The organism is Rhodoferax sediminis (assembly GCF_006970865.1).
In the GTDB taxonomy this organism is placed as follows: domain Bacteria; phylum Pseudomonadota; class Gammaproteobacteria; order Burkholderiales; family Burkholderiaceae_C; genus Rhodoferax_A; species Rhodoferax_A sediminis.
In genome coordinates this window covers 1,692,965-1,715,935 of record NZ_CP035503.1, presented here as the reverse complement: position 1 = coordinate 1,715,935, position 22,971 = coordinate 1,692,965, and the positions used below count along the sequence as shown (strand labels likewise).

At 64.4% G+C, this 22,971-nt stretch carries 22 protein-coding genes; 1 reads left to right on the top strand and 21 read right to left on the bottom strand.

All coding sequences use genetic code 11. From position 1 onward, the window contains the following. Positions 1 to 98: 98 nt before the first annotated feature. The 3 genes from EUB48_RS08230 to EUB48_RS08225 all read right to left on the bottom strand — a co-directional run bounded on the left by EUB48_RS08230 (position 99) and on the right by EUB48_RS08225 (position 2,102). Positions 99 to 1,253: an MFS transporter gene (locus tag EUB48_RS08230; protein ID WP_244618368.1), complete on the bottom strand. Its 1,155-nt coding sequence runs from the start codon at positions 1,251 to 1,253 to the stop codon at positions 99 to 101. Then, positions 1,250 to 1,489, bottom strand: a complete 240-nt coding sequence (locus EUB48_RS21675; protein WP_244618367.1) for a hypothetical protein — start codon at positions 1,487 to 1,489, stop codon at positions 1,250 to 1,252. The genes EUB48_RS08230 and EUB48_RS21675 overlap by 4 nt, the downstream gene beginning before the upstream one ends. 157 nt (positions 1,490 to 1,646) lie before the next feature. After that, on the bottom strand, positions 1,647 to 2,102 hold the full coding sequence (locus tag EUB48_RS08225; RefSeq protein WP_142818436.1) for a cupin domain-containing protein: 456 nt from the start codon (positions 2,100 to 2,102) through the stop codon (positions 1,647 to 1,649). 134 nt (positions 2,103 to 2,236) lie between these two features. Here EUB48_RS08225 and EUB48_RS08220 point away from each other — a divergent pair, with 134 nt between their 5' ends. Beyond that, positions 2,237 to 2,878, top strand: a complete 642-nt coding sequence (locus EUB48_RS08220; protein WP_142818435.1) for a DJ-1/PfpI family protein — start codon at positions 2,237 to 2,239, stop codon at positions 2,876 to 2,878. A gap of 691 nt (positions 2,879 to 3,569) precedes the next feature. Here the strand turns inward: EUB48_RS08220 and EUB48_RS08215 are convergent. The 18 genes from EUB48_RS08215 to EUB48_RS08130 are packed head-to-tail and all read right to left on the bottom strand — an operon-like array spanning position 3,570 to position 22,966. Then, positions 3,570 to 3,818: an SDR family NAD(P)-dependent oxidoreductase gene (locus tag EUB48_RS08215; protein WP_244618366.1), complete on the bottom strand. Its 249-nt coding sequence runs from the start codon at positions 3,816 to 3,818 to the stop codon at positions 3,570 to 3,572. Further along, on the bottom strand, positions 3,796 to 5,424 hold the full coding sequence (locus tag EUB48_RS08210; protein ID WP_244618365.1) for an ATP-dependent acyl-CoA ligase: 1,629 nt from the start codon (positions 5,422 to 5,424) through the stop codon (positions 3,796 to 3,798). Before EUB48_RS08210 ends, EUB48_RS08215 begins: the two co-directional genes overlap by 23 nt. Beyond that, complete coding sequence (locus tag EUB48_RS08205) at positions 5,414 to 6,145, bottom strand: ABC transporter ATP-binding protein (RefSeq protein ID WP_142818434.1); 732 nt, start codon at positions 6,143 to 6,145, stop codon at positions 5,414 to 5,416. The genes EUB48_RS08210 and EUB48_RS08205 overlap by 11 nt, the downstream gene beginning before the upstream one ends. Continuing rightward, positions 6,142 to 7,959 carry a branched-chain amino acid ABC transporter ATP-binding protein/permease gene (locus tag EUB48_RS08200; protein WP_420821448.1) on the bottom strand — a complete coding sequence of 606 codons (1,818 nt, stop codon included), beginning with the start codon at positions 7,957 to 7,959 and terminating at the stop codon, positions 6,142 to 6,144. The genes EUB48_RS08205 and EUB48_RS08200 overlap by 4 nt, the downstream gene beginning before the upstream one ends. Before the next feature lie 23 nt (positions 7,960 to 7,982). Further along, positions 7,983 to 9,038: a branched-chain amino acid ABC transporter permease gene (locus EUB48_RS08195; RefSeq protein ID WP_142818432.1), complete on the bottom strand. Its 1,056-nt coding sequence runs from the start codon at positions 9,036 to 9,038 to the stop codon at positions 7,983 to 7,985. Between the two features lie 43 nt (positions 9,039 to 9,081). After that, entirely contained in the window at positions 9,082 to 10,233 is a 1,152-nt protein-coding gene (locus EUB48_RS08190; protein WP_142818431.1) for an ABC transporter substrate-binding protein, read from the bottom strand. 42 nt (positions 10,234 to 10,275) lie between these two features. Continuing rightward, positions 10,276 to 10,761, bottom strand: a complete 486-nt coding sequence (locus tag EUB48_RS08185) for an aromatic-ring-hydroxylating dioxygenase subunit beta (protein ID WP_142818430.1) — start codon at positions 10,759 to 10,761, stop codon at positions 10,276 to 10,278. Between the two features lie 4 nt (positions 10,762 to 10,765). Next, the gene (locus EUB48_RS08180) at positions 10,766 to 12,082 is read right to left on the bottom strand and encodes an aromatic ring-hydroxylating dioxygenase subunit alpha (RefSeq protein ID WP_142818429.1); all 1,317 of its coding nucleotides are present in this window, start codon (positions 12,080 to 12,082) and stop codon (positions 10,766 to 10,768) included. Between the two features lie 32 nt (positions 12,083 to 12,114). Then, the gene (locus EUB48_RS08175) at positions 12,115 to 13,269 is read right to left on the bottom strand and encodes an ABC transporter substrate-binding protein (protein ID WP_142818428.1); all 1,155 of its coding nucleotides are present in this window, start codon (positions 13,267 to 13,269) and stop codon (positions 12,115 to 12,117) included. Between the two features lie 57 nt (positions 13,270 to 13,326). After that, on the bottom strand, positions 13,327 to 14,478 hold the full coding sequence (locus EUB48_RS08170; RefSeq protein ID WP_142818427.1) for an ABC transporter substrate-binding protein: 1,152 nt from the start codon (positions 14,476 to 14,478) through the stop codon (positions 13,327 to 13,329). Between the two features lie 21 nt (positions 14,479 to 14,499). After that, entirely contained in the window at positions 14,500 to 15,228 is a 729-nt protein-coding gene (locus EUB48_RS08165; RefSeq protein ID WP_210411709.1) for an SDR family oxidoreductase, read from the bottom strand. Further along, complete coding sequence (locus EUB48_RS08160; protein WP_142818426.1) at positions 15,225 to 16,034, bottom strand: cyclase family protein; 810 nt, start codon at positions 16,032 to 16,034, stop codon at positions 15,225 to 15,227. Before EUB48_RS08160 ends, EUB48_RS08165 begins: the two co-directional genes overlap by 4 nt. Before the next feature lie 18 nt (positions 16,035 to 16,052). Continuing rightward, positions 16,053 to 17,306 carry an SDR family NAD(P)-dependent oxidoreductase gene (locus tag EUB48_RS08155; protein ID WP_142818425.1) on the bottom strand — a complete coding sequence of 418 codons (1,254 nt, stop codon included), beginning with the start codon at positions 17,304 to 17,306 and terminating at the stop codon, positions 16,053 to 16,055. Next, positions 17,303 to 18,475: a thiolase family protein gene (locus EUB48_RS08150; RefSeq protein WP_142818424.1), complete on the bottom strand. Its 1,173-nt coding sequence runs from the start codon at positions 18,473 to 18,475 to the stop codon at positions 17,303 to 17,305. Before EUB48_RS08150 ends, EUB48_RS08155 begins: the two co-directional genes overlap by 4 nt. Before the next feature lies 1 nt (position 18,476). Beyond that, entirely contained in the window at positions 18,477 to 20,105 is a 1,629-nt protein-coding gene (locus tag EUB48_RS08145; RefSeq protein ID WP_142818423.1) for an AMP-binding protein, read from the bottom strand. Positions 20,106 to 20,112: 7 nt separating this feature from the next. After that, positions 20,113 to 20,601: an aromatic-ring-hydroxylating dioxygenase subunit beta gene (locus EUB48_RS08140; RefSeq protein WP_142818422.1), complete on the bottom strand. Its 489-nt coding sequence runs from the start codon at positions 20,599 to 20,601 to the stop codon at positions 20,113 to 20,115. Further along, positions 20,598 to 21,938, bottom strand: a complete 1,341-nt coding sequence (locus tag EUB48_RS08135; RefSeq protein WP_142818421.1) for an aromatic ring-hydroxylating dioxygenase subunit alpha — start codon at positions 21,936 to 21,938, stop codon at positions 20,598 to 20,600. The genes EUB48_RS08140 and EUB48_RS08135 overlap by 4 nt, the downstream gene beginning before the upstream one ends. 29 nt (positions 21,939 to 21,967) lie before the next feature. Continuing rightward, the gene (locus tag EUB48_RS08130) at positions 21,968 to 22,966 is read right to left on the bottom strand and encodes a PDR/VanB family oxidoreductase (protein ID WP_244618364.1); all 999 of its coding nucleotides are present in this window, start codon (positions 22,964 to 22,966) and stop codon (positions 21,968 to 21,970) included. Positions 22,967 to 22,971 lie beyond the last annotated feature (5 nt).

Sequence of the window (22,971 nt, the reverse complement as noted above, 5' to 3'; positions counted from 1 at the left end):
GGCGGATGGCCGACCGTGGTGGATCGGCGTCGCGCCGCGCCGCATGGCCTTCGAATGGCGGGGCGTCAACTGCTTTCCGCCGAGGAATCGGGCAGATTTTATGAGCCGCGCGGAACTGCCGGCTGTGCTAACTCCGAACTCAGTACCTCGTCGTCTGGTCGAGGTGACCGGTCTGTAAGTCCACGGCCCCTGGCAACCCGCGGAGCCGTTTCTTTTGCGTACAGTACGGCCACGATTGTGACCAGGGCTATTGCAATCATCAGCAGCGAAACGGGCCATGTCGCGCCGTGAGTTCCACCCACAATTGCGGCCGCAGCGACCGGAACCAGGCCACCCCCGATGGGCGCAGCCAGCTGGTAGCCGAGCGACGAGCCGCTATAGCGCAAGCTGGACGGAAACATTTCACTGAGAAAACTGGCCTGGACGCCATACATGATGCCGTGTCCCACTGACATCCCAATAACGAACGCCAAGGTCACCATAAGGGGGTCCCGGGTTTCGATCGCCCAAAAAATCGGGAACGACAAGCCGATGGCGGCAAGACAGCCAAGCAGATAGATAGGACGGCGCCCCACGCGATCGGAAAGCGCACCGAACAGAGGGATCGTAATCAGCTCCCCCACGGCACCAAGGGCGATGGCACCGAGCACCAAGCTGCGAGGCAGGCCCAGATTCGTCACGGCGTAGCTCAAGCCAAAAATCGTAATGACGTAGATCCACGATATTTCGGTAATCCGCGCACCGAGCCCGATGAGCAGATCTTTGGGGTGGCGCCGTATGGTTTCGAGGACCGGAAACCGCTCAATTTTTCCCTCGCGCAAGTCGCGTTGGAAATCCGGTGTTTCCTCGATGTGCAGCCTGATGAAGGTCCCGATCACGACCAGCACTGCGCTTGCCAGGAAAGGTATCCTCCAGCCCCAGGACATGAACTGTTCATCGCTGAGGTAGGCTAACGCAAAGAACGATGCGGTACCCAGCGCCATGCCCAATGGGAAGCCTATCTGGACGATGCTTCCATAGAAGCCGCGCTTGTTGGGCGGCGCATGTTCGATAGCCATCAATACCGCCCCACCCCACTCGCCACCGACGGCAATTCCCTGAATAAGCCGACACACCACCAGAAGGATCGGCGCCGCGATGCCTATGCTTTTGTATGTCGGCAGCAGGCCAATCAGCATGGTCGCTACCCCCATACTTACAAGCGTCAGGATCAGCATGGACTTGCGCCCCAGCCGCTCCCCAAAATGGCTCAAAATAATGGCGCCGAGTGGGCGCGCGAAGAACCCACACCAATGGTGCCAATGGAGAGAAGCTTTCCTACCAGGGGGTCGTGCGTAGGAAAGAAAAGAGTATTGAGAACCAGGGATGCAGCAGTTGCGTAGATGAGGAAGTCATACCACTCGATGGTGGTTCCGATGGCACTTGCTGCCGCTACGGTACGCATCGAAACGGCTTTGTCAGCAGCTTGTATTGCAGAATGTGAACGCATGCTTTGTCTCCATATATGGCTAGGGAACAAAATCGCGCCGAGTAATAACTACCGGCGCTCATCGAAGCGAAATACCGTCTTCAAAAAAACCCCGGTCGACACCATTTTCAAACACGTTGTGCGCCGTCAAATTGAACCATTCCAATGAGATGTGCTGCTACGCGTCCGATGCAGAGAACGTAGAAGGACTGTGGCTGGTTTTGACCTGCTTCTTGCTTCCCACGTCGTAGCCCGCACTATTGCGAAAAATGTTTGGCTTGCGGTAGATGGCAAGCAGGATGCAACCCTCGGCGCTATACGTCTCGTGCATCGAGCCGGGTGTCCGATAGACATACTCTCCGGCTCGGCAAATCCCGTCGTGGTCCGAGAAAGAGCCTTCGAGCACCCAGCTCTGTTCAATTTCAGGGTGCTTGTGAAACGGCAGCGTCGTTCCAGGCGCCCAGCGAAGCAGGCAAGTCAGCTCACCTGCAGGTTTGTTTTCGTACAAAACCTTTATGTCGATACCCTCAAACTGGGACGGACGCCACTCCATGTCTTGTGGCTTGACATAAACGGAACCACCTTGGGTCGGCTCCAGATGGCCCTGCAGGCGCTCAGAAAAAGCTGTGGACATGACTGTCTCCTTAAGATTTGACCAACATCAAGCTTTGATCACTTGACGTACAAATATTAGAATATAGTTGCCCATTGGACAAGTCAGGGATTACGCTTAGCTTGGGTTGGGGCATTCACCATCAAGGAAACAAAATGCAATTGACTTACCTTCTGTATAACGGCATCGAGCCAATAGACTTGGGCGCGATCGGTGTCATGTCGATGGGGCGTCGCATTGTTCCGCAACTCTCCTATCGCACAGTCGCGGCAACCAGGGCGCCAGTAGAGTTGTCTAACGGCCTGCGTGTTTTGCCTGATGCGGCCTTTGAAGAAGTCGCGGATATCGACGTGTTGATGGTTCCCGGCGGCCCTGGGTGGAGAGACGCCGCGAAAGACCCGTTGACCCTCAATTTCATCCGCCGGTGGGCGCCAACCGCGATGCTTTCCTCCCTCTGTACCGGCGCCATGATTCTTGCTGCCGCCAACGCGCTTGACGGCCTCGTAGCGACAACGAAGTGTGTCGTTGTTCCACCCGAGACTTCACCAATGGATGAGTTGAAGAAGACTTATCCGGGTATCTCGACAACGCATGCCCTGCTTGTTGACAACGGGCGGGTCGTCACGGGCGGTGGGGTTGCCCTTTGCATCGACACCACCCTTTACCTGATCGGCCTGCGGTACGGTAGCGATGCGGCGGACGAGGTGGCCCGCATCATGGAATATGGCCCGGCCCGCGCCGCGAACTCGTCTCGCCTGCCGTTGATTGCGGGCGAGGCCCTTGCCGACTTCCATTGAGTTGCTCAACTACGAAAAAGCCACCCGAAGGTGGCTTTTTGTACTGGCGGTGGACGCAGTCTCGGGCGAACCCGTCTCCGGCGGATATTCCCCTGTAACAGGGAAATTAACAGGGAATTCATGCACTCTTGGGCCGAACGGCCTCGCCCCTTCCGCCCCACAACCCAGGCCTGATGCGGATAAGACCACGTTGCCCGTGAAACATCGGAAAGATTAACAGGGAATTTTTCTGACGGTATCAGGGAATTAATTTCCAACTTGCAGGGAGATCCTGGGGAATATCAAAGTCACTGTTAGTGGCAGTTGAAAGGCGTGCAAATCTACGACTACCGGCCGGACGGACCCGGAGCCGCTATTCATCGGCTGAAGAGACATCCCGAAGGAGCCACCAATTATTCAGATCAACAAAGTGGTAAACGGCAAAATTGGGAAAAGGAGCGCCCTGGTCACTCGTCCCTGCCGGAGGTGGCAGACTGAAACTCTCTCAACTGCGACCATTTAACAGCATGAGAGGTGCTCAGATGGAATGGTTGATCCCGTACAACTTGGAACCGAACGAACCTGACGCGGACGAGGGCCACGCGGGCTTTCACTGCGCCGCAGCGCTCATGCTAGTTTGCATTCAATGCTATAGAAGTTATCCATTTGAATCCGGTAAGACTCTGCATTCGTGAGGGGGCCAATTCGAGGACTAGGCCTCGTCGCGCACGTCGAGCGGCAGTGCAATCGCCTCATGGCCGGCGCGGCGCAGGGTCTCGGCGGCACTTTGCACCTCACCGGTGTCGATATCGGCCAGCGCCACCGGTGCGCCCGCCTCGGCGAGGCCGCGGGCGATGGCCTGGCCCAGGCCTTGTGCCGCACCAGTGACGAACGCTGTGCGGTCCGTCAGGGACAGCGCAGCCGCGCCGGGCCCGCGCTCATCGCGGCGCGCCGCCTGCACGCGGGTTCGCCGCCTGGCTGGCTGGACGCTCCCAGGTTGAGGCTGTCACGCCGCGCTCGCGCAGCTTGTACTTCTGCACCTTGCCGTTCTCCGTGCGCGGCAGGTCGGCAAGGAGGTCGATGTAGCGCGGGATCGCGAAGTAGGGTAGCCGCGATTCACAAAAGCGCACCAGTGCGGCCGGCTCGACGCGCTGTCCGTCGGCCAGCACCAGCGCTGCCATCACCTCGTCCTCAGCCAGTTCGGAGCGCACCGGATAGACTGCCACGCTGGCCACCGCCGGGTGGCTCTGCAGCACCTGCTCGACCTCGTAGGAGGAGATGTTCTCACCGCGCCGGCGGATCGCATCCTTGATGCGGTCGATGAAGCGGAAAGCGCCGTCTGCGTCGCGCACCACACGGTCGCCGGTATGGAACCAGAGGTTGCGCCAGGCTTCGACGGTCTTGTCGGGCATGCCGAAATAGCCGCTCGCAAAGGCAAAGGGCTCGTCGGCGCGCAGCAGCAGCTCGCCCGCCTCGCCCGCCGGCAGCTCGACGTCGTTTTCATCGGCGACGCGGGCATGAAAGCCCGGCACCAGCCAGCCCATGACCCCGGCACACGGCGAATCGGGCGCAGTGGCAATGGTGAAATTCGTCTCGGTGGAGCCGTAGCCTTCGAGCAGCGCCACCCCGGTACGCGCCTGGAACGCCGCGCTCGCGGCCGCTGGCACGCCGGGGCCCAGGCCCACACGCACACGGTGCGTGCGCTCGCCCTCGCCCGCCGGCTGCGCCAGCAGGATGGGCACCATCGCGCCGAGCAGGTAGACAACCGTCGCCTCGGCCGCCTGCATCGCCGCCCAGAAGCCGGAGGCAGAGAAGCGCGGTACAAAAACGACGCGACAACCGGCAACGATGGCCTGTGCGAAGGTGTTGAGCGCGTTGATATGGAACAGCGGCAGGGTGGTACACAGCACGTCGCGTTCGTGCACGCCGAGCACACGCGCGCTGTTGACGCCCCACCAGTAGTACTGCGCATGCGGGCAGATGACACCCTTGGCCGGGCCGGTGGTGCCCGAGGTGTAGAGGATGGCGAGCGGATCGCCCGGGTTCACGTCGGCGGCCTCGACTCGCTGCGCCGCCAACGGCCAGGCGATGCAGTGAACGGCGCCAACGACGGATCCGGCGCCTGCCGCATCGCCCACGACCCAGATCGCCTGCAGGGCGGTGCGCGTCAGGTCCGCGGTAGCCAGGCGTGCGACGAACCCGGCCTCGATCACGAGCAGGCGCGCGCCGCTGTTGGCCAGGTAGTACTCGATCTGCGGCCCCATCGACGCCGTGTTGATCGGCACCGACACAGCACCAAGCCAGCCGCAGCCCAGAAAGGTCTCGAGGAACTCGATCCGGTTGGAACACAGCAACGCCACGCGGTCGCCGCGGGCCACACCCGCAGCGTGCAGCGCTCCCGCGCGCCGCGCTGCCGCATCGGCGGTGTCACGGTGCGACCAGGACAGGTCATGGATCGTGAGCAGCGGCTGCGCGCCCCCGCGCTGTGCCTGCCGCTGCAGCATCGCCGGCAGGGTGCGCTCGTGCGGGGGCAGGGGTATGGCGCCGACACCGGCCTCAATCATCATCGGTGCCTCCGCCAAGGTAAGTCGCCTGCACGCGCGGGTCGCTGGCGAGCGAAGCCGATTCGCCGCTGAGTGCGATCTCACCCGTCTCCAGCACGTAGCCGTGGTCCGAGCTCTCCAGCGCTGCGCGGGCGTTCTGCTCCACCAGCAGAATCGACACCCCCTCCTTGCGCAGGCCGCGCACGATGGAAAGAATCTCCTGCACGATCAGTGGCGCGAGGCCGAGACTGGGCTCATCGAGCATCAGCAGGCGCGGCGTCGACATCAGCGCGCGGCCCAGCGCGAGCATCTGGCGTTCGCCACCCGACAGGGTGTCGGCGCGCTGCGTGCGCCGCTCGGCCAGGCGGGGGAATCGACCATAGACTGCATCGAGACGGCTGCGCAGCGTGACGCGGGAAAGCCGCTTGGTGTAGGCGCCGAGCATCAGGTTGTCGAGCACCGTCAACTCGCCGAACAGCTCGCGCGTCTCGGGCACCAGGCACAGGCCACGCTCGACACGCGACTCCACGTCGAGCCCGTGCAGATCCTCGCCCGCGAAGCGCAAACGGCCCTTGGACGGCAGCAGGCCCATCGCCGCGGCGAGCAGCGTCGTCTTGCCCGCGCCGTTCGGGCCGATTATCGACACGATCTGCCCCGCTTGCAGCGATAGAGAAACGCCGCGTACCGCATCGACCTGGCCATACGAGACATGCAGATCCCCGATCTCCAGCATCGCCGTGCTCATGCCATTCTCCCGTCGGTCGCTGCCCCGGCGGGTGCTGCATTCGGCGCTGGCGCCGCCGCAACGCCGCCCAGATAGGCCGCCTGCACGCGCTCATCGGCACGCACGGCAGCGGGTGAGCCCTCCACGAGCTTGGAGCCAAAGTTCATCACCACCAGCCGATCCACGAGTTTCATCACGAAGTCCATATCGTGTTCAACGATGAGGATGGTCACGCCCTCCTCCCTGAGCTTGCGCAGCAGGTCGCCCAGAGCCCGCTTTTCCGGTCGCCGCAAGCCGGCCGCCGGTTCATCGAGCACCAGCAGCACCGGGTCCGCCGCCAGGGCACGCGCGATCTCCAGAATGCGCTGCGTGCCCAGCGGCAAGCTACCAGCCAGTTCGTGCGCTCGACCAGCCAGCCCGATACGCGCGAGCTGGTGCCGCGCCTCGGCCAGAAGTTGTGCTTCCTCGCGCCGGTCGAGGCGCAGGCCCGCAGCCATCAGGCCGGCCCCGGCGCGCGCGTGGGCGCCGAGCGCCACGTTGTCGAGCAGGCTCATGTGCGGGCGCAGCTTTACATGCTGGAAGGTGCGAGCCATGCCAAGTCGGGCGATGCGCTGCTGCGTCAGCCCCGAGATATCCGTGCCGAGAAACTCGACTCGCCCCTGCGTCATCGCCAACGTGCCCGTCAGCAGATTGAACATGGTTGACTTGCCGGCGCCGTTGGGGCCAATCAAGCCAACGATCTCGCCAGCGACCACATCGAAGCTCACATCGTTCACCGCGACGAGTCCGCCGAAGCGCTTGACCGCGCCCTTCACGGACAGCACCGGTTGACCGCGCGCAGGTAAGCTGCGGCGCGGCAACGGCTCGGCCGGAGCGAGGTCGACCACGTTGCTCACCGGAGGGGCGAAACGCCTACGGGCCCAGCGCGTGATGAAACCCATCAGGCCGCCACGCGCCTGCTGCAGCAGCACAATGAACAACGCAGCAAAGACGATCGCCTCCAGCTGCCCACCACTCTGCGACAGCAAAGGTAGTAGATCCTGCAGCCCATTTTTCATGATGAGCACCAGTGCCGAACCGACCAGCGCACCGCTGAGCTGCCCGAGACCGCCGGCCACCACCATCAACAGGTACTCGATGCTCGCGCGCAGGTCGAAGGGGGATGGGCTGACAAAACGGTTCATGTGCGCGTACAGCCAGCCCGCCAGGCCGGCCAGCAGCGCCGCCATGACGAACAGCATGAGGCGCACGCGAAACGCGTCGGCGCCCACGCTCGCCAGCAGCGTAGAGCCGCCCCGCAGGCTGCGGATGGCGCGGCCGGCACGCGACTGCAGCACGTTGTAGCTGAACAGGCAAGCCAATCCGACCAGTGTCCAGATCAGGTAGTAGATTGAACGCGGATCGACCAGTGACCACGCTCCAAGCGTGAGCGGCGGGATGTTGGACATACCGGTATGCCGGCCGAACGCTTCGACGTTGCCAAACAGCAAGGGGATGGACAGGCCCCAGGCGATAGTCGACAGCGGCAGAAAATGGCCGCCCAGCCGCAGGGTCAGCAGGCCGATGGCGAGCGCCGAGACGCCGGTGAGCACGAGCGCGAATAGGAGGCCCAGCCACGGCGAGGCGCCATGCGCGGTGGTGATCCAGGCAGTAGCGTAGGCGGCGATGCCGACGAAGGCCGCCTGACCAAAGGAGGTGGCGCCGCCTATTCCAGTCAGCAGCACCAGGCCCAGGCCGACGAGCGCGCCGATACCGATGTCGTTGAGCAATGAGACCGAGAAGTTGCTGAGCAGTGTGGGCGCAATCGCGAACGCCACGATCACGACGCCCAACATCGCGAGATAACGGGAACGCGGGTTCATTGGTCGATCTCCTCTTCGTCTTCATCGACACGCGTCACCAGAAAGGAGCGCAGCAACAGCACCGGAATCAACAGGCCGAACACCATCACATCCTTGAGCGCGCCGCTCCAGAACGACGCGAAGCTCTCGACGAGGCCGACCGCGAGTGCGCCGACCGCCGTCAGTGGGTAGCTGGTCAGCCCACCGATGATCGCTGCGACGAAGGCCTTCAAACCGATGATGAAGCCCGAGTCGTAGTACATCGTCGTCACTGGCGCTATCAGCACGCCGATCAGGCCGGCCAGCAGCGACGCGCCACCATAGGCGAGCGAAGCGGTGCGTGCCGGGCGAATGCCGACGAGTCGCGCGCCGACGCGGTTGACCGCCGTCGCGCGCAGTGCCTTGCCGGTCAGCGTACGCTCGAACATCAGATAAAAAAGGCCACTCAGCACGATCGCCGATGCGATCATGAGCAGCGTCTGCGCACTGATCGAAAATCCGTTGCCCAATGTCAGCGCGCCGCTGGCGAGCGGGTTGGTGCGCGAGCCCTCGGGGCCAAAGAACAGCAGCCCGAGTCCCGACAGCAGGAAGTGCAGCGCCAGCGACGCGATCAACAGCACCAGCACCGATGCATCGGCGATTGGCTGCAGCGCGATGCGGGCGATCAGCGGCGTGATCGGCACCACCAGTGCGATCGACACGACGATATTCACTACCGCCGGCATCGCGCGGCCGGCGACGGCCCACGCGGCCAGGCACGGAAGCGCCGGCAACAACCCCCAGAGTACGACGGCACGCGGCATGCGCGCGTAGTCACGGCGGCGCGCCAGGCCCCACAACTCAGCCAGCACCGCAAGGATGGCCAGCGTCAGTACAAGGCCGATGGTCGGCGGCGTGCGGCCGGTCTCGAAGGCGGCCAGGCTCAGCGCGGCGAATGCCGCGACATCGCCGAACGGCACGAACACGACGCGGGTGACCGAAAAGATCAGCACCAGACCAAGCCCGGCCAGCAGGTACACCGCGCCGTTGGCCAGTCCATCGACTGACAGGATAAGCGCCACGTCCCATGTCATTGAGAACCCCCTTGTTTGCCGAGTCGCAAAGGAACCAAGTTGATCAAGGGGCGAGCTTCCATTTGCCGTTGTCTACCTTGACGATCACGCGCGCCCGCTGGTCGACGCCGTAGAGATCGCCGGGCTTGAAGTTGTAGACGCCGTGGGTGCCGACAACCTCGCGGGTGCTCGCGATGGCATCGCGCAACGCGACGCGGAACTCCGGCGTGCCGGGTTCAGCCTTGGCCAGCGCGCGCGACGCGGCATCGGCGAAGACCAGCCAGCCATCGAACGAATAGGCCGAAAACGCATCGGTCGACGGCGCGCCGTTGACGCGCTGGAACACGGCACGGAAGTCCAGCGCGATCTTCTTCGTCGGGTAGCTGTCGGGCAACTGCTCGGCGACAATCACCGGCCCGGTCGGCATCAGGGCGCCTTGCGCGGACGCGCCCGCAACGCGCAGGAAGTCGGGGTTGATAAGCCCGTGCTGGCCGTAGATGCCACCCTTATAGCCGCGCTCGGCCAGCGCAAGGAACGGCAGCGCACCGGGCGTGCCGGCACCGCCGGTCATCACCGCGTCCGGGTGCAGCGCAACGATCTTCAGCACCTGGCCTGTCACCGACTGGTCAGAGCGCGCATAGCGCTCGTTGCTGACGACCTTGATGCCGGCGGCCGGCGCGGCTTTCATCATCGCGTCATAGACCAAATCGCCCCAGGCGTCGGCGAAGCCGATGTACCCAACCGTCTTGACGCCGTTGCGCTTCATACGCTCGACCACGGCATCGACCATCAGCTGCGTCGGCTGCGCCACCGTGAACACCCACGGGTTTTCCTTCGCGTCAAGCGCAATCGGCGTCAGGCCGATCATCGGTGTCTTGGCCTCGCGTCCCACCTGGGCCATGGCGATCGCCGCCGGCACACCCGAGGTGCCCATCAGCACATCGACCTTGTCCTCCTCCACCAGCTTGCGGGCATTGCGCCCCGCGGTCGTTGGATCGGATGCGTCGTCGAGCACGATCAACTGGATCTTGTGCCCGTTGATCTCCGGCTTGTAGGCGAGCGCCGCCTGCATGCCCTTCGCGTACGGAATGCCCAGCGATGAATTCGGCCCCGACAGCGACACGCTCAGACCCACCTTCAGGTCTGCGGCCAGCGCGCCGGTTGTGAGTGCCGCGGCGCAGGCTGCTACGGCGGCGTATCGGATCAGTTTTTTCATCTCGGTTGTCTCCTTTTGGTTGTCTTGCGGTTGGATGGATCGTCACGGAAAGAGCTGGATCGCCGGCAGTGTGGCGCCGGGATTCAGCAAATCGACGCGTTTGAGTTCAATGCGCAGGCCGCCGGGTCGATCGATGAGCCGGTGACGATAGCAGCCGGCCAGCATCAGCTGCCGTTCTCCACGCACTTCGATATAGACAAACGGCGTGCGCAGCTCGTAGTGGGGAGTGCGCGCATCGCCATGCACGAGCGCGGGCTGCTGCAGGATGTGCTGGCAGCTGCTGGGCGGGTGCTGCGAATGTGCGCGCGGGCTCTTCAACCGCTCGATGCGCAGCGCGAGCAGCAGCCGATCTTCGTCGGCGAGCGCGTTGTGCGAGCCGTCGTCGGCTTGCGCACCGCCCCGCAGCGGCACCCAGTAGCGGCCGTTGTCGGCAAACAGTGCCAACCATTCGTCGAAACGTTGCGCGTCCAGCAGGCGCGCCTCATGGGCAATGAAGTCGAACAGGCGGCGTTCGGTCTGGGCATCCATGGCATCAGTCCTGCATCGACAGTGTCATGAATTTCACCCAGGCGCGGAACTGGTTGCGCATCAGAATCTCATTGGTACCGTTGACCTCAAGCGTCGTCTGCCCGAACTCGGCTGGATCGAAACCACGGTGCAGGCTGACCCAGTCGTTGCCTTCGCCGCGCAGGCCTTCCTGCATGTTCTCGAACAGGTGAACGTCGTCATGCGCAACCACCGACATCGGCGAAAACACCAGCCGGTTGTAGGTCATCGAACGCTCGAACAACAGCGCCGGCGCGCCCTCGACACGCAGGCTCCAGGCTTCAATCAGCGTGCGATCAGCCGCGAGCGGGCGGATCACGCGGAACGCCTGCGGCGAGCCCTTAAGTGCAAGGCTCGGGAAGCACACCGAATTCTGCGGCGAGCGCTGCAAAATCTCGGCCGCGCGCTCGACCCCGTGCGCATCGCTCAGCGCCTGCTCGTAGTCGCGCATTTGCGCGTAGCCCGAGTGAATGCTGAAATTGATACCGAGCACGCTGTGTCCGTTTGGATAGATGCGGCCACCCATGCGGTCGAAAAAGTCGTAGCCTGCGCCAAACGGCAGGATCTGCTCCATTGCCATCGGTTTGGGTGCGTCGGCCGGCTGGCCCTGCCACAGGGCGTTGGCCGCCTGCGTGGCCGACTCGTGGGTAGACATCGGGTGTACCGTGTCGTTGATATTCTCCAGATACATCTTCCAGTTGCAATGGATGACGTTGCGCAGCACCCCGCCCTCGATGCGCAGCCGGCCCACCGGGGAACGGTCAACGAGGTTGTCGATCGCGCCAAGTGCGTCGCCGAAATAGCTCTCGAAATCCGGTCCGGCATCGCCAATTTTCACGAACACGAAGTCGCGATAGGCCACAACATGCTTCAGCGCGACCATCCCCCGTCCTGACTCGCAGTCCTTCAGTCGCGTGCCTTCGTAGCCACTCTTGAGCGGGATCGCCAGCGGTGCGCCGTCGAGCCTGTAGGTCCAGGCGTGGTAGGGGCAACGAAAGAATTTGCCGGTGCTGCCACAGTCGTCGCTGACCAGTTTCGAGCCCTTGTGCGCGCAGCGGTTGTAGAGCACGCGGATGCCGCCATCGCCCTGGCGCACCATCAGCAGCGGGCGGCCGGCGATCTCGACCGCGAGATAGTCGCCTGCGGCCGGCACCTGGCTCGCGTGGCCGAGATAGCTCCAAGTGTTGGCGAAGAAGTGCTGCTGTTCGAGCGCAAACAGCTCCTCGTTCAGGTACACGTCGCGGTGTACGCGGTCGTCCTGCACGAGTGCAGCAATGTCGGCGCGACGGCGGAAGCGAGTCATGGTAGGCAGAGTTGGCGGCAGGTGCATCGCGCTCAGGGCACAAGCTTCCACTGGCCTTTGTCGAGCTTGATGACGACCGCCGAGCGCTGGTCGAGGCCGTAGGCATCGTTTGGCTTGAAATTGTAGATGCCGTGCGTTCCGACCAGTTCGTGCGTCGTGGCGATGGCGGCCTTCAGCGCGCCGCGGAACTGCGGCGTACCGGGCTCGGCGCCGCCTTTGAGCGCACGTGTTGCGGCGTCGGCGAACACGAGATAGGCATCGTAGGTGTAGGCAGAGAATGCATCCACCGGTAGCCCGCCTTCGGCCTTCTTGTACGCCTCGCGAAACTCGAGCGCGACCTTGCGCACCGGGTTGTCGGCCGGCAACTGGTCGGCAACCATTACCGGGCCGCTCGGCACCATCAACCCGTTGGCCGAGCTGCCAGCCACACGCACGAAGTCGGCATTGATCAGGCCATGCGAGCCGTAGATCTGGCCCTTGTAGCCGCGCTCGGCGAGCGCCAGATATGGCAGTGCACCGGGCGAGCCCGAGTTGCCGGCAAACACCGCGTCGGGCCGCGCGGCCATGATCTTCAGCACCTGGCCGGCAACCGACGAGTCGCTGCGCGCATAGCGTTCGTTGGCGACGACCTTGATGCCGGCCGGACCGGTGGCCTGGATCAGCGAGTCGTAGGCGAGATCGCCGAGCGCATCGGAAAAGCCGATGTAGGCGACGCTCTTCACGCCCGATGCCTTCATGCGCTCAACCACCGCCGCCACCATCAGCGGAAACGGCTGCGACACGGTGATGGTCCAGCCGCCGTCGTCGGCCGGCACGGTAACCGGCGTCGGCGAGATCAGTGGCGTCTTCAATTCACGGGCAACCGAGGCGATCGCCATCGCGCCCGGCACGCCCGAGGTGCCGATCAGCACGTCGACATGGTCCTCGGTGACCAGCTTGCGTGCGTTTCGTGCCGCGATCGTTGGGTCCGACGCATCATCGAGCGCGATCAGCTGAACCTTGCGGCCGGCAATTTGCGGGTACCGCGCCAGTGCAGTCTGTATGCCTTTTGCGTACGGGATGCCGAGGCCCGACACCGGGCCCGACATGGAGCTGATGAAGCCGATCTTCAGGTCGGCGGCACAGGCCGGGCCGGCGAGTACGAGCGCGGCAGTCGCGGTCGCGATGAGGCGAGGGAGGATATTCATGGGGTTGCCTTCGGGTTCGTGTGTCGGATGAGACGATGGGGGGAGGCCCGGCCGCGCTCAGGGGATCAATTTCCATTGCCCCTTCTCGAGCTTCACCATCACGACCGAACGCGCGTCGGAGCCGTAGCGGCTGTCGGGCCTGAAGTTGTAGACGCCGTGCGTGCCGACCAACTCGTGGGTCGTGTTGATGGCGTCATGCAGCGCGACGCGGAACTGGGACGTGCCGGGTTCGGCCTTGGGCAGCGCACGTGCTGCGGCATCGGCGAAGATCAGCCATGCGTCGAACGAATAGGCCGAGAACGCGTCGGCGGGTACGGCGCCGTTGGCCTTCTGGTAGGCACCGCGAAATTCCATAGCAACCTTGCGGATCGGATTCGTGGCAGGCAACTGCTCGGCGACGATGACCGGCCCGGTCGGCGCGATCAGGCCTTCCACCGCGGCGCCGCCGACGCGCACGAAGTCGGGGTTGATCAAGGCGTGGGTGCCGAAGATCGGGCCCTTGTAGCCGCGCTCGGCGAGCGCCAGATAGGGCAGCGCACCCGGCGTACCCGAGCCGCCGGTGATCACGGCGTCGGGGTGCGCCGCGACGATCTTCAGCACCTGACCGGTGACCGACTGGTCGGAGCGTGCATAGCGCTCATTGGTCAACACCTTGATGCCCGCCGCCGCGGCTGCCTTCATCAACGAGTCGTAAACCAGATCACCCCAGGCGTCGGAGAAGCCAATGTAGCCGACCGTTTTGATGCCCGCCTTCTTCATATGCTCGACCACGGCGCCGATCATCAGCGGCGCCGGCTGCGGAACGGTGATCATCCACGCACCGTCTTCACCGGGCAGGCTGGCATTGGCGATCGAGATCAGCGGCGTCTTGGTTTCGCGCGCTACGGCGGCGATCGCCAGCGCCCCCGGTGAGCCGGCCGTGCCGATGATGACGTCGACCTTGTCCTCGCTGACCAGCTTGCGTGCATTGCGCGCCGCCGTCGACGGATCGGATGCGTCGTCGAGCTGGATCAGCTGGACCTTATGTCCGGCGACTTCGGGCTGGTAGGCTGCTGCGGCCTGAATGCCCTTGGCATAGGGGATGCCGAGCGACGACACCGGCCCCGACATGGAGGTGATAAAGCCGACCTTCAAATCGGTGGCCCAGGCAGTGACGGTCAGCCCGCCGGCCATCACGGCAGCCGCAGCAATACGGAGAAGAGCATTCATTTGAGGGTTTCCTTCGAGGGGTTAAAGGGAAAGACTGCCGACACTGGTGCCGCCGCAGACGTAGAGCACCTGCCCGGTCACGAAACCGTTGCCCGGGTCGGCGAAAAAAGAAACGGCACGTGCCACGTCGGCCGGCTCGCCGAGTCGCTTCACCGGCACCGAGGCGGCCAGCGCGCGCTCCCTGTCGCTGCCCTGTTCCACCACGTCATAGAACATGTCAGTGCGAATCGGCCCCGGCGCGACGACGTTGACCGTGATGCCGTCGGGCGCGAGTTCGAGCGCCCAGGTGCGCGCCATACCCAGCATGCCGGCTTTGGTGGCGGAGTAGCTGGTGCGCGTGGCCAGGCCCAGAGCGGCGCGCGACGACAGCAGAACCACGCGGCCGAAGCGCTGCGCGCGCATCGCCGGCAGGGCAGCCTGCACCAGTTGAATGGCACAACCGAGGTGCAGGTCGACCAGCGCATCGAGATCGTCGAGCTTCACATCCGCCAGCAGCGCCGAGCGGATGACGCCGGCGTTATGCACGACAGTCGTCACCTCGAAGCGGCGTACCAGCTCGCGCGCCGCCTCAGCGGTGGCCGCGCGGTCCATCAGGTCGACCTCGATGCTGTGCATCTTTGGGTGCTCGATGCCGCTCGATCGCCGTGCCAGTGATACCACCTCGTAGCCCCGCTCGAGCAGATCCTGGCAGATAGCCTTGCCGATGCCGGCGCTGCCACCGGTGACCGTGGCGACTTTTGTCATGCTCATGCGCGACTCTCTACCAGTGCCAGCACGCGCAGCGGACTGCCGCTGCCCTTCTGGATCTTGAGCGGCGGGCAGATCAGGATGGCGCCGGTCGGCGGCAGCAGGTCGAGGTTGCTCAGGCACTGCAGCCCGTAGCGCCCTGCGCCGTGCATGAAATAGTGGCACGGATACGGCGGGCGCAGGTGGTAGCCCTGTCCCGCGTCGGTGCCGATGGCTTCGGAGCCGAAACCCAGCACGTCGCGCTGCTCGACCAGGAACTGCACCGCTTCGGAACTCGGTCCCGGCGTGTGCTGGCCGGTCTCGTCGAAGTTCTGGTAGGCCTCGGGATCGTGGCGCTGTGACCAGTCGGTGCGCATCAGCACCCAGGCGCCGTTGGGAATACGGCCGTGCGCTGCCTCGAAGCGCTCGATGTCGGCCACCGTCATCAGGTAGTCGTGGTCGGCCTTGACCTGGTCGGAGCAGTCGATGACACACGCCGGTGCCACGAAATGCTGGACTGGAATGGTATCAACCGAGTTGTTGGGCAGGTCGCGCCCGGAAATCCAGTGGATCGGCGCATCGAAGTGGGTGCCGGTGTGCTCGCCACAGGAGAAATTGTTCCAGTACCAGCCGGGCCCGCGCTCGTCGTACTTGGACACCTCCTCAATGCGAAAGGGCCAGCACTGACCCATCTCGGGCGGCAGCGCGATCTGCGGAAACTCCGGTGTCAATGTCTGCGTCAGGTCGATCACGCGGATGCGGCCTGTCAGGAGTGCGGTCGCCAGGCCGCCAAGCAACTCAGCCGTGGGGGTCGTCGTGGTTGTCGTCATCGTTCGGTTCCTCAGGAATCAGCTGCCGCCGGCCGCCAGTTCGCGCTCGAGCACCTTGGGGTTGTCGCGCCAGCGCTCCAGCCATTCCTGCGCCACATCGCCCGGGTAGACGTCTTCGATGCCATCGCGCAGCGCCTTCACGATCGCGTTCGCTAGTACGCCCGGCGCCAGCTTGGGCGGCGGCGTGTGCTGGTTCCATTCGTCGTCGATCGGGCCGGGGAACAGGTTGATCACGCGGATGCCGGCCGGCCGCATTTCGGCGCGCAGGCATTGCGCGAGCGAGTGCGCCGCGGCTTTCGAGGCGCTGAAGGTGCCGTGCGGCGGAAAGTTACTCAGCGCGTAGATCGACAGCACGTTGACCCAGGCGGTCGCGCCCGTCGCGCCATCCGCGGAGCGGCCCTTCAGGGCCGGGCCGAACTCCTGCGCCAGGCGCAGCAGGCCGAAGTAGTTGATGTCCATTTCGGCCCTGGCGACATCGGTGCCGCGCCGCGCGCCAATGCCAAAGCTGCGGTGCACCTCGGCGTTGTTGATCACAATGTCGACCTTGCCGCCGATCTCGCCGGCCAGTTCGGTCACCGACCGGCCGTTGGTCAGGTCGAGCGGCACCAGCGTAACCTGGGGCAGCGCGCTGATGTCGTCCAGACCGCCCATCTTCTTCCAGGGCTCAGCATGGCCGACCCAGACGATGTCAGCGCCAGCCTTGACCAGCGCACGCACGACCGCCTGACCGACCTCGGTCTTGCCGTCGGTGACCAGTGCCTTGCGGAACTTGGGGTCGCTGGTCATTTCTCGGAGCATCTTGTCATCGGCCATATGGGCACTCCCCTCTTTCGGAAATCCAATCAATACCGCCTGCCCGGCCCGGTCGAGCCGCGCACCGACACGCACGCGCGAAGGTGCATCGCCGACCTCACCGTGCAGGTGAACCATCAGCGTCGGGCCGACATCCAGGCGCACGAGGCCGAGCCGCCATGGCAGGCGCTCGCGGAAAAACAGGTCGTTGCTATGGTGCAAGGTCGTGGTGCCGAGCAGTTCGCCTTCACCCGATTGCTCGCGCCAGGACAGGCGCGGCGACAGACACTTGTGGCAGGCTTCGCGCGGCGGGTACTGCACCGTGCCGCAGTCCTCGCAGGCTTGCAGCTCGAAGCGGCCCTCGGCAGCGGCCGCGGTGATGCCGAGCGCGACGCGCCCGCGCGCCCACGGCGGCAGGTTCATCTGCCGCGTGCGCAGGACCGGGTTCTTGCGCTTGGGGCGCATCAAAGGCATCGTCATGCGGGCCTCCCGAGGATCACCGCGCCGGTGCACAGGCAGCGGTCATAGGTCACCATGCCGAAACCCGCCACCAGACCCAGTTGCGCATCGGGCACGGTGCGCGGCCCTGCCTCATCGGTCAGCTGACGAATCGCCTCGGTCATGCCAAGAAAACCGCCTGCGGCGCCAGCCTGCCCGGCCGACAGCTGGCCGCCGCTGGTGTTGTTGGGAAAGCTGCCCGCGTGGGTCATCGTGTGGGAACGGACAAAGGCCGTACCTTCCCCCTTCTCGCAGAAACCCAAGTCTTCAAACTGCATCATCACGATCACCGGGTAGTCGTCGTAGGTCTGGACGAAATCGATAGCGGCGGGCTGCACTCCCGCCTGCGCATAGAGATCGTCGCGATCCACCCGCCACCCGCCGCGCACCATCACCGGATCGTCGGCAAACGCATTGTGGCGCTCGATCGCACCACGAATCACCGCGTGCGGCAGCCCCAAGTCGCGTGCCCGCTCCTCGCTCATGACCAGGAAGGCCTCAGCACCGGCGCAGGGCATCACGCAATCGAACAGGTGGATCGGATCCGAGATCGGTCGCGCGGCCATGTACTCGTCGAGCGTCAGCGGCTTCTTGAACATGGCATGCGGGTTCTTCAGCGCGTTACTGCGCTGGGCCACCGCAATGCGGCCGAAGTCCTCGCGCGTGGCGCCGTAAGTGCGCATGTAGTTGGCGGTGATGAAGGCGAAGATCGAGTTCGGTCCGCCTGAGCCGTAAGGATAGGTCGCATCGCGCGCGAAGTTGCTGAAGGCGCCCAGCGTCTGGCGGAATGAGTCGACATGGTTGGTATCGGCGGCGACGCAGGCGACGACATCGGCATCGCCCGCTTGCACCGCGCGCGCCGCGCGGCGCAGGCACATCACGCCCGAGGCGCCGCCCGTCGGCACGTGGTCGAGCCAGCGCGGCGACAGGCCCATGTGTTGGGTCACGCCAACCGCGGTGTCCGGCGCGAGCGAGAAGCTGCTCAAGCACAGGCCGTCGATCTGCGCCTTCGGCACGCCGCCGGTCCGGACCAGCGCCTCGAGGGCCTGCCCGATGAACCAGTGAGCACCGAGCGTCGAGTAGCGCACATAGGGCACGGTGACCGGCACGGCCAACGCGACGCCTTCATAGGAAAGTCGCTGGCGACCCATGTCAGCCCTGCCTCTTCTTCATGGCGCGCGTGTCGACGCAGTGGTTTTGCCCTGGCAGGGTCTGCGCGAGTTCGCGCAACTGCCCGCGCTGGATCTTCTGCGAGGCGGTGAGTGGGAGCTCCTGCACGAAGGCCACGTAGCCGGGTGCCTTGTAGTAGGCCAACTGATCGAGTGCATGCCTGACGATGCTCTCGGCAATCTGCACGTGCTCGTGTCCGGAAACGGCGTCGCGCGTCACGATGCACGCCAGCACTTCATCGCCCCGCACCGCGTCCGGCGTGGCGGCGACGGCCGAGGCCTTCACCGCGGGATGCTGGTTGAGCACGCTCTCCACCTCCACCGCCGAGATGTTCTCGCCGCTGCGACGGATCACGTTCTTTTTGCGATCGACGAAGAAGAAGTTGCCCTCGGCATCGCGCCGCACCAGGTCGCCCGTGTGGAACCAACCGCCTGCCCAAACCTCGCGCGTAGCTTCCTCGTCTTTCAGATAGCCGGAAAAGAAATAGCGCCGCGGATCGTCACCGGCGGAGCGCACCAGCAGTTCACCCGCCGCATCGATGGGCACGTCACGGCCCGCGTCGTCGACCAGCCGGATATCGACATAGTCCTGCCGTCGCCCGAAGCAGCTCGTGCCGACGAGGCGTGGCTCGCGATGGGCCATCACACAGGCGGCGGCGCCGGTCTCTGTCATGGCCCAGGCCTCGACCAGCGGAAAGCCGAAGCGGGCCTCGAAGGGCGCGTGGTTCATGCGGTCGACACCGGCACCGAAGCCCCAGCGGATGAAGTGCTCGCGATCCGCCGCCGAAGCTGGCGCGGACAGCAGCATCGCAGGCATCACGCCCAGGTAGTGCGCGATCGTGGCACGGCTTTCGCGCGCGCTGCGCAGCCAGGTCGTTGGATGGAAGCGGTCGAGCTGCACCAGACAACCACCCTCAACCAGCACCACCATGGCGGAGAACGCCATCGCGTTCATGTGGTTGAGCGGCAGAGGCGTGATGACACGCTCGGCATCGGGCCGGACGCCGCACACGCCGTCAAGCGCTGCATACCACTCGCCAGCGTGGAGGAAGTAGGCGTTGTCCAGTATGCAGCCCTTGGGCCGGCCCGTGGTGCCCGAGGTGTAGAGCAGGCCGCATTCGGTGCTCAGTCCAATCGCCTCGCCCACGCGCGGCGGCGCCGTCTTCGCGGGCGGCACCGCGCCGGTCGCCTCGGCATCCATCGTCTCGAAGACAACGCCGGCCTCGGTGGCCGCCGCGCGCAGGTCGGCCGCGCGCACCGGCAGCGTGACGGCCAGGCCGATCTCGCTGTGCCCGATGAGGTAGGCCAGCTCCGCCGCGCGCATCTCGGCATTAATCGGTACCACGCTGACCCCCAATGCGTTGAGCGCGAACCAGTGGAACAAAAATACGGGGCGATTCTCCAGCAACAGGCCGACACGATGGCCGTGGCCATAGCCGGCGCGCGCGTAGGCGGCCCGCAGGCGTTCGACTTCGACCGCGGCTTCTCCCCAGCGAATCGGGCCGGCCTTGATGCCGTAGGCGGCGGCCGTCACCGATTCGGTAAACAGGAATTCCGCGCCGGGTGTGCGCGCCGCTGTCGCGCGGAAAACATCGTGGACGGTGGCGTGCATGGCGTGCCTAGATAAACAACTGCACGGCCGGTAGCGCGGCATCGCAGTTCAGCAAATTCACGCGCTTGAGGGTCATGCGCAGCGCGCCGTCCCGCAGCGTCAGGTGGTGGAAGAAGGTGCCGACGTAGAACTGTAGTTCGTCGCCTTGCGCCTCGGTATAGTGAAACTCGGTACGCGTGACGAACCGATTCTCACCTGGCTCGAACACCTCGATATGCGGTATCTGCAGCAGATGGTGGCAACGGCTGGGCGGCTGCTGCGAAAATGCGCGCGCGCTCTTCAGTCGCTCAATGCGCACGTCGCGCAGCAGCTTGTCCTCGTACAGATGCGAGGTCCAGTTGTCCGGATCCGGCTGGTCGGGCGTGGCCGGCAACCAGTAGAAAGCATCGTCGGTGAAGAGCGTGTTCCATTCATCGAAACGCTTGGCGTCGAGCATGCGCGCCTCGGCATGGACGAAGTCGACAAGCTGCTCGCGAGTCACATCTGCGGCGTTCATGCGTCGTCTCCCGGCTTCCCGGCAGACATCGTCAGCGTCATGTACCTGGCCCAGGCGCGGTACTGGTTGCGCATTGAAATCTCGCTGGTGCCGTTCGTCGTCAAATCTGGCTGGTCAATCTCGCCTTCGTCGAAGTTGCGGTGCAGGCTGATCCACTCATTGCCGCTGGCATGCAATCCCTCCTGGATGCCACGGTAGGCGCGCAGGTCGTCGTGCCCGACGACCGAGAACGGCGAATTGATGAGGCGGTTATAGGTGGTGGTGCGCCTGAGCAGTTCCGGCGGCGCGCCCTTGAGACGGAAGCTCCAGCTCTCGATCAGCGTCTTGTCGACAGCGATCGGCCGCACAACGCGTATCGTCTGGATCGCGCCCTTGATGGTCAGGCTCGGGAAATACACGGTGTTGTGCCGCGTCAGGCTCAGGATATCGTGCGCACGCTGCTCGCCGTAAGCCGTAGCCATTGCCGCCTCGTACTCCGGCACGCCGGAGTACTTGGAGTGGATACTGAACTTGACGCCCGAGAAGCTGTGCCCATTGTCGAACACGCGCACGCCCATGTCGTCGAAGAACTTGTAGTCGGAGACGAAGGGCACGAACTGCTCCACTGCCATCGGCTTGGGCGCGTCTGCTGGCTGGCTAGCCCAAAGGTTCTTCGCAGTGCCTGCCGACGACTCGTGCACCACCATCGGGTGCATGGTGTCGTTCAGGTTTTCGATGAACTGCTTCCAGTTGCAATTGTGCATGAAGCGGAGAACGCCGCCGGCGATCTCGAGTTCGCCTTCGGGAGAACGATCGGCCATGTTGTCAATCGAGGACAGCGAGTCACCGAAATACGCCTTGAAGTCCGGACCGACATCGTTGATCTTCGCGAAGATGAAGCCACGGAAGGTTTCGACGTTCTTCACCGCGGCCAGGCCACGCGCCGCCTCGCAGTCCTTCAGGCTCGTGCCCTCGTAACCGTTCTTCAGCGGAATCGCCAGCAGTGAGCCATCGGTCTTGAAAGTCCAGGCGTGATAGGGGCAGCGAAAGAACTTGCCGGCGTTGCCGCAGGGCTCGCTCACCACCTTGGAGCCCTTGTGCGCGCAGCGGTTCATCATCACGCGCACGGTATTGTCGGTGTGGCGTACGGCGATCAGTGGCTGCCCTGCAATATCCACCGTCAAGTAGTCGCCCGGTTTAGGAATCTGACTGGTGTGCCCGAGGTAGTTCCAGGTGTTGGCGAAGAAGTGCTCCTGCTCCAGCGCGAAAAGCTCCGGGTCGATGTAGAGATCGCGGTGCACGCGGTCTGGCCTAACCAGCGCGCGTACAGCGTCGGGGTTGCTACGGTAGGAAGTCATTGGAAACGCCTCTCTTTCTTGAACGGCCGTCAGATGTCCAGCACCAACCGAGAGCCGCGCACGCGCGACACACAGACCTGCATCACCTTGCCGGAGGCCTTCTCGGCATCACTGAGAAAGTAATCGCGATGGTCGATATCGCCTTCGAGCACCGGCGCAGAGCATACGCCGCATTCGCCTCGCTTACAGTCGAACATCGGGTCGCAGCCGTGCTCGATCAGGCAATCCAGGACAGTCTGGTTGGCCGGCACGGTGAAGCGCCGACCGGACTGGGCCAGTTCGACCTCAAAGCAGTGATCACCTGCCTCGATCACCGGCGTGGTGAAGAGCTCGAAGTGCACGTGGTCGTGGGTCCAGCCGCGTGCCTGGGTGGCGACCAGCACGGCGTCGAGCATCACCTTGGGGCCACAGACGTAGAGCTGATCTTGCGCGCCGCAGCCATCCAGCAACGCCTCAACATTCAATGGCGCACCTGTTTCAGCGTCGGCGTGCACCACGAGATCATCTGCCAACAAGTCCTGCAGTTCGGGCAGGAAGGCCATCAGGTCGCGGCTGCGGCCGGCATAGTGCATGCGCACCGGCGCGCCCTCGGTCTTGCAGCGCGCGGCCATGCTGACCAGCGGCGTGACACCGATGCCGCCCGCCACCAGTACCGTGCGCGCGGCGCCTATGTGTAGCGGAAAATCGTTCTTGGGCACCTCGACCGTCAGCGTGTCGCCTTCGTTCAGACGGTCATGCATGAAGCGCGAACCGCCACGGCCATCGTCCTCGCGGCGAACGGCAATCACATAGTCGGCTGGTGCGTCGGTCGCGCCTTGCCGGGCCTCGGGATTGATTAGCGAGTAGTGGCGCCAGTCGTAGCTGCCGTCGGGCAGTTTGACGCGCACGCGTAGGTGCGCGCCGGCTGTGTAGCCCGGCAAGGCAGATCCATCCCCGGTACGCAGTCGAAACATGCGGATCAAGGGATTCAAGGCGCGTGCTTCGACGACGCGCAAAGCGAGGGTGGCAGGTTCTTCGTGGGCCATCATGTCGG

Excerpts from the sequence above, each read along its gene's own strand:
- EUB48_RS08170 (WP_142818427.1), bottom strand. The coding sequence starts at position 14,478 with ATGAATGCTCTTCTCCGTATTGCTGCGGCTGCCGTGATGGCCGGCGGG.
- EUB48_RS08165 (WP_210411709.1), bottom strand. The coding sequence starts at position 15,228 with ATGAGCATGACAAAAGTCGCCACGGTCACCGGTGGCAGCGCCGGCATC.
- EUB48_RS08160 (WP_142818426.1), bottom strand. The coding sequence starts at position 16,034 with ATGACGACAACCACGACGACCCCCACGGCTGAGTTGCTTGGCGGCCTG.
- EUB48_RS08130 (WP_244618364.1), bottom strand. The coding sequence starts at position 22,966 with ATGATGGCCCACGAAGAACCTGCCACCCTCGCTTTGCGCGTCGTCGAA.
- EUB48_RS08145 (WP_142818423.1), bottom strand. The coding sequence starts at position 20,105 with ATGCACGCCACCGTCCACGATGTTTTCCGCGCGACAGCGGCGCGCACA.
- EUB48_RS08205 (WP_142818434.1), bottom strand. The coding sequence starts at position 6,145 with ATGAGCACGGCGATGCTGGAGATCGGGGATCTGCATGTCTCGTATGGC.
- EUB48_RS08185 (WP_142818430.1), bottom strand. The coding sequence starts at position 10,761 with ATGGATGCCCAGACCGAACGCCGCCTGTTCGACTTCATTGCCCATGAG.
- EUB48_RS08210 (WP_244618365.1), bottom strand. The coding sequence starts at position 5,424 with ATGATGATTGAGGCCGGTGTCGGCGCCATACCCCTGCCCCCGCACGAG.
- EUB48_RS08190 (WP_142818431.1), bottom strand. The coding sequence starts at position 10,233 with ATGAAAAAACTGATCCGATACGCCGCCGTAGCAGCCTGCGCCGCGGCA.
- EUB48_RS08150 (WP_142818424.1), bottom strand. The coding sequence starts at position 18,475 with ATGGGTCGCCAGCGACTTTCCTATGAAGGCGTCGCGTTGGCCGTGCCG.
- EUB48_RS08175 (WP_142818428.1), bottom strand. The coding sequence starts at position 13,269 with ATGAATATCCTCCCTCGCCTCATCGCGACCGCGACTGCCGCGCTCGTA.
- EUB48_RS08180 (WP_142818429.1), bottom strand. The coding sequence starts at position 12,082 with ATGACTCGCTTCCGCCGTCGCGCCGACATTGCTGCACTCGTGCAGGAC.
- EUB48_RS08225 (WP_142818436.1), bottom strand. The coding sequence starts at position 2,102 with ATGTCCACAGCTTTTTCTGAGCGCCTGCAGGGCCATCTGGAGCCGACC.
- EUB48_RS08155 (WP_142818425.1), bottom strand. The coding sequence starts at position 17,306 with ATGACGATGCCTTTGATGCGCCCCAAGCGCAAGAACCCGGTCCTGCGC.
- EUB48_RS21675 (WP_244618367.1), bottom strand. The coding sequence starts at position 1,489 with ATGCGTTCACATTCTGCAATACAAGCTGCTGACAAAGCCGTTTCGATG.
- EUB48_RS08135 (WP_142818421.1), bottom strand. The coding sequence starts at position 21,938 with ATGACTTCCTACCGTAGCAACCCCGACGCTGTACGCGCGCTGGTTAGG.
- EUB48_RS08200 (WP_420821448.1), bottom strand. The coding sequence starts at position 7,959 with ATGTTGGGCGTCGTGATCGTGGCGTTCGCGATTGCGCCCACACTGCTC.
- EUB48_RS08140 (WP_142818422.1), bottom strand. The coding sequence starts at position 20,601 with ATGAACGCCGCAGATGTGACTCGCGAGCAGCTTGTCGACTTCGTCCAT.
- EUB48_RS08220 (WP_142818435.1), top strand. The coding sequence starts at position 2,237 with ATGCAATTGACTTACCTTCTGTATAACGGCATCGAGCCAATAGACTTG.
- EUB48_RS08195 (WP_142818432.1), bottom strand. The coding sequence starts at position 9,038 with ATGACATGGGACGTGGCGCTTATCCTGTCAGTCGATGGACTGGCCAAC.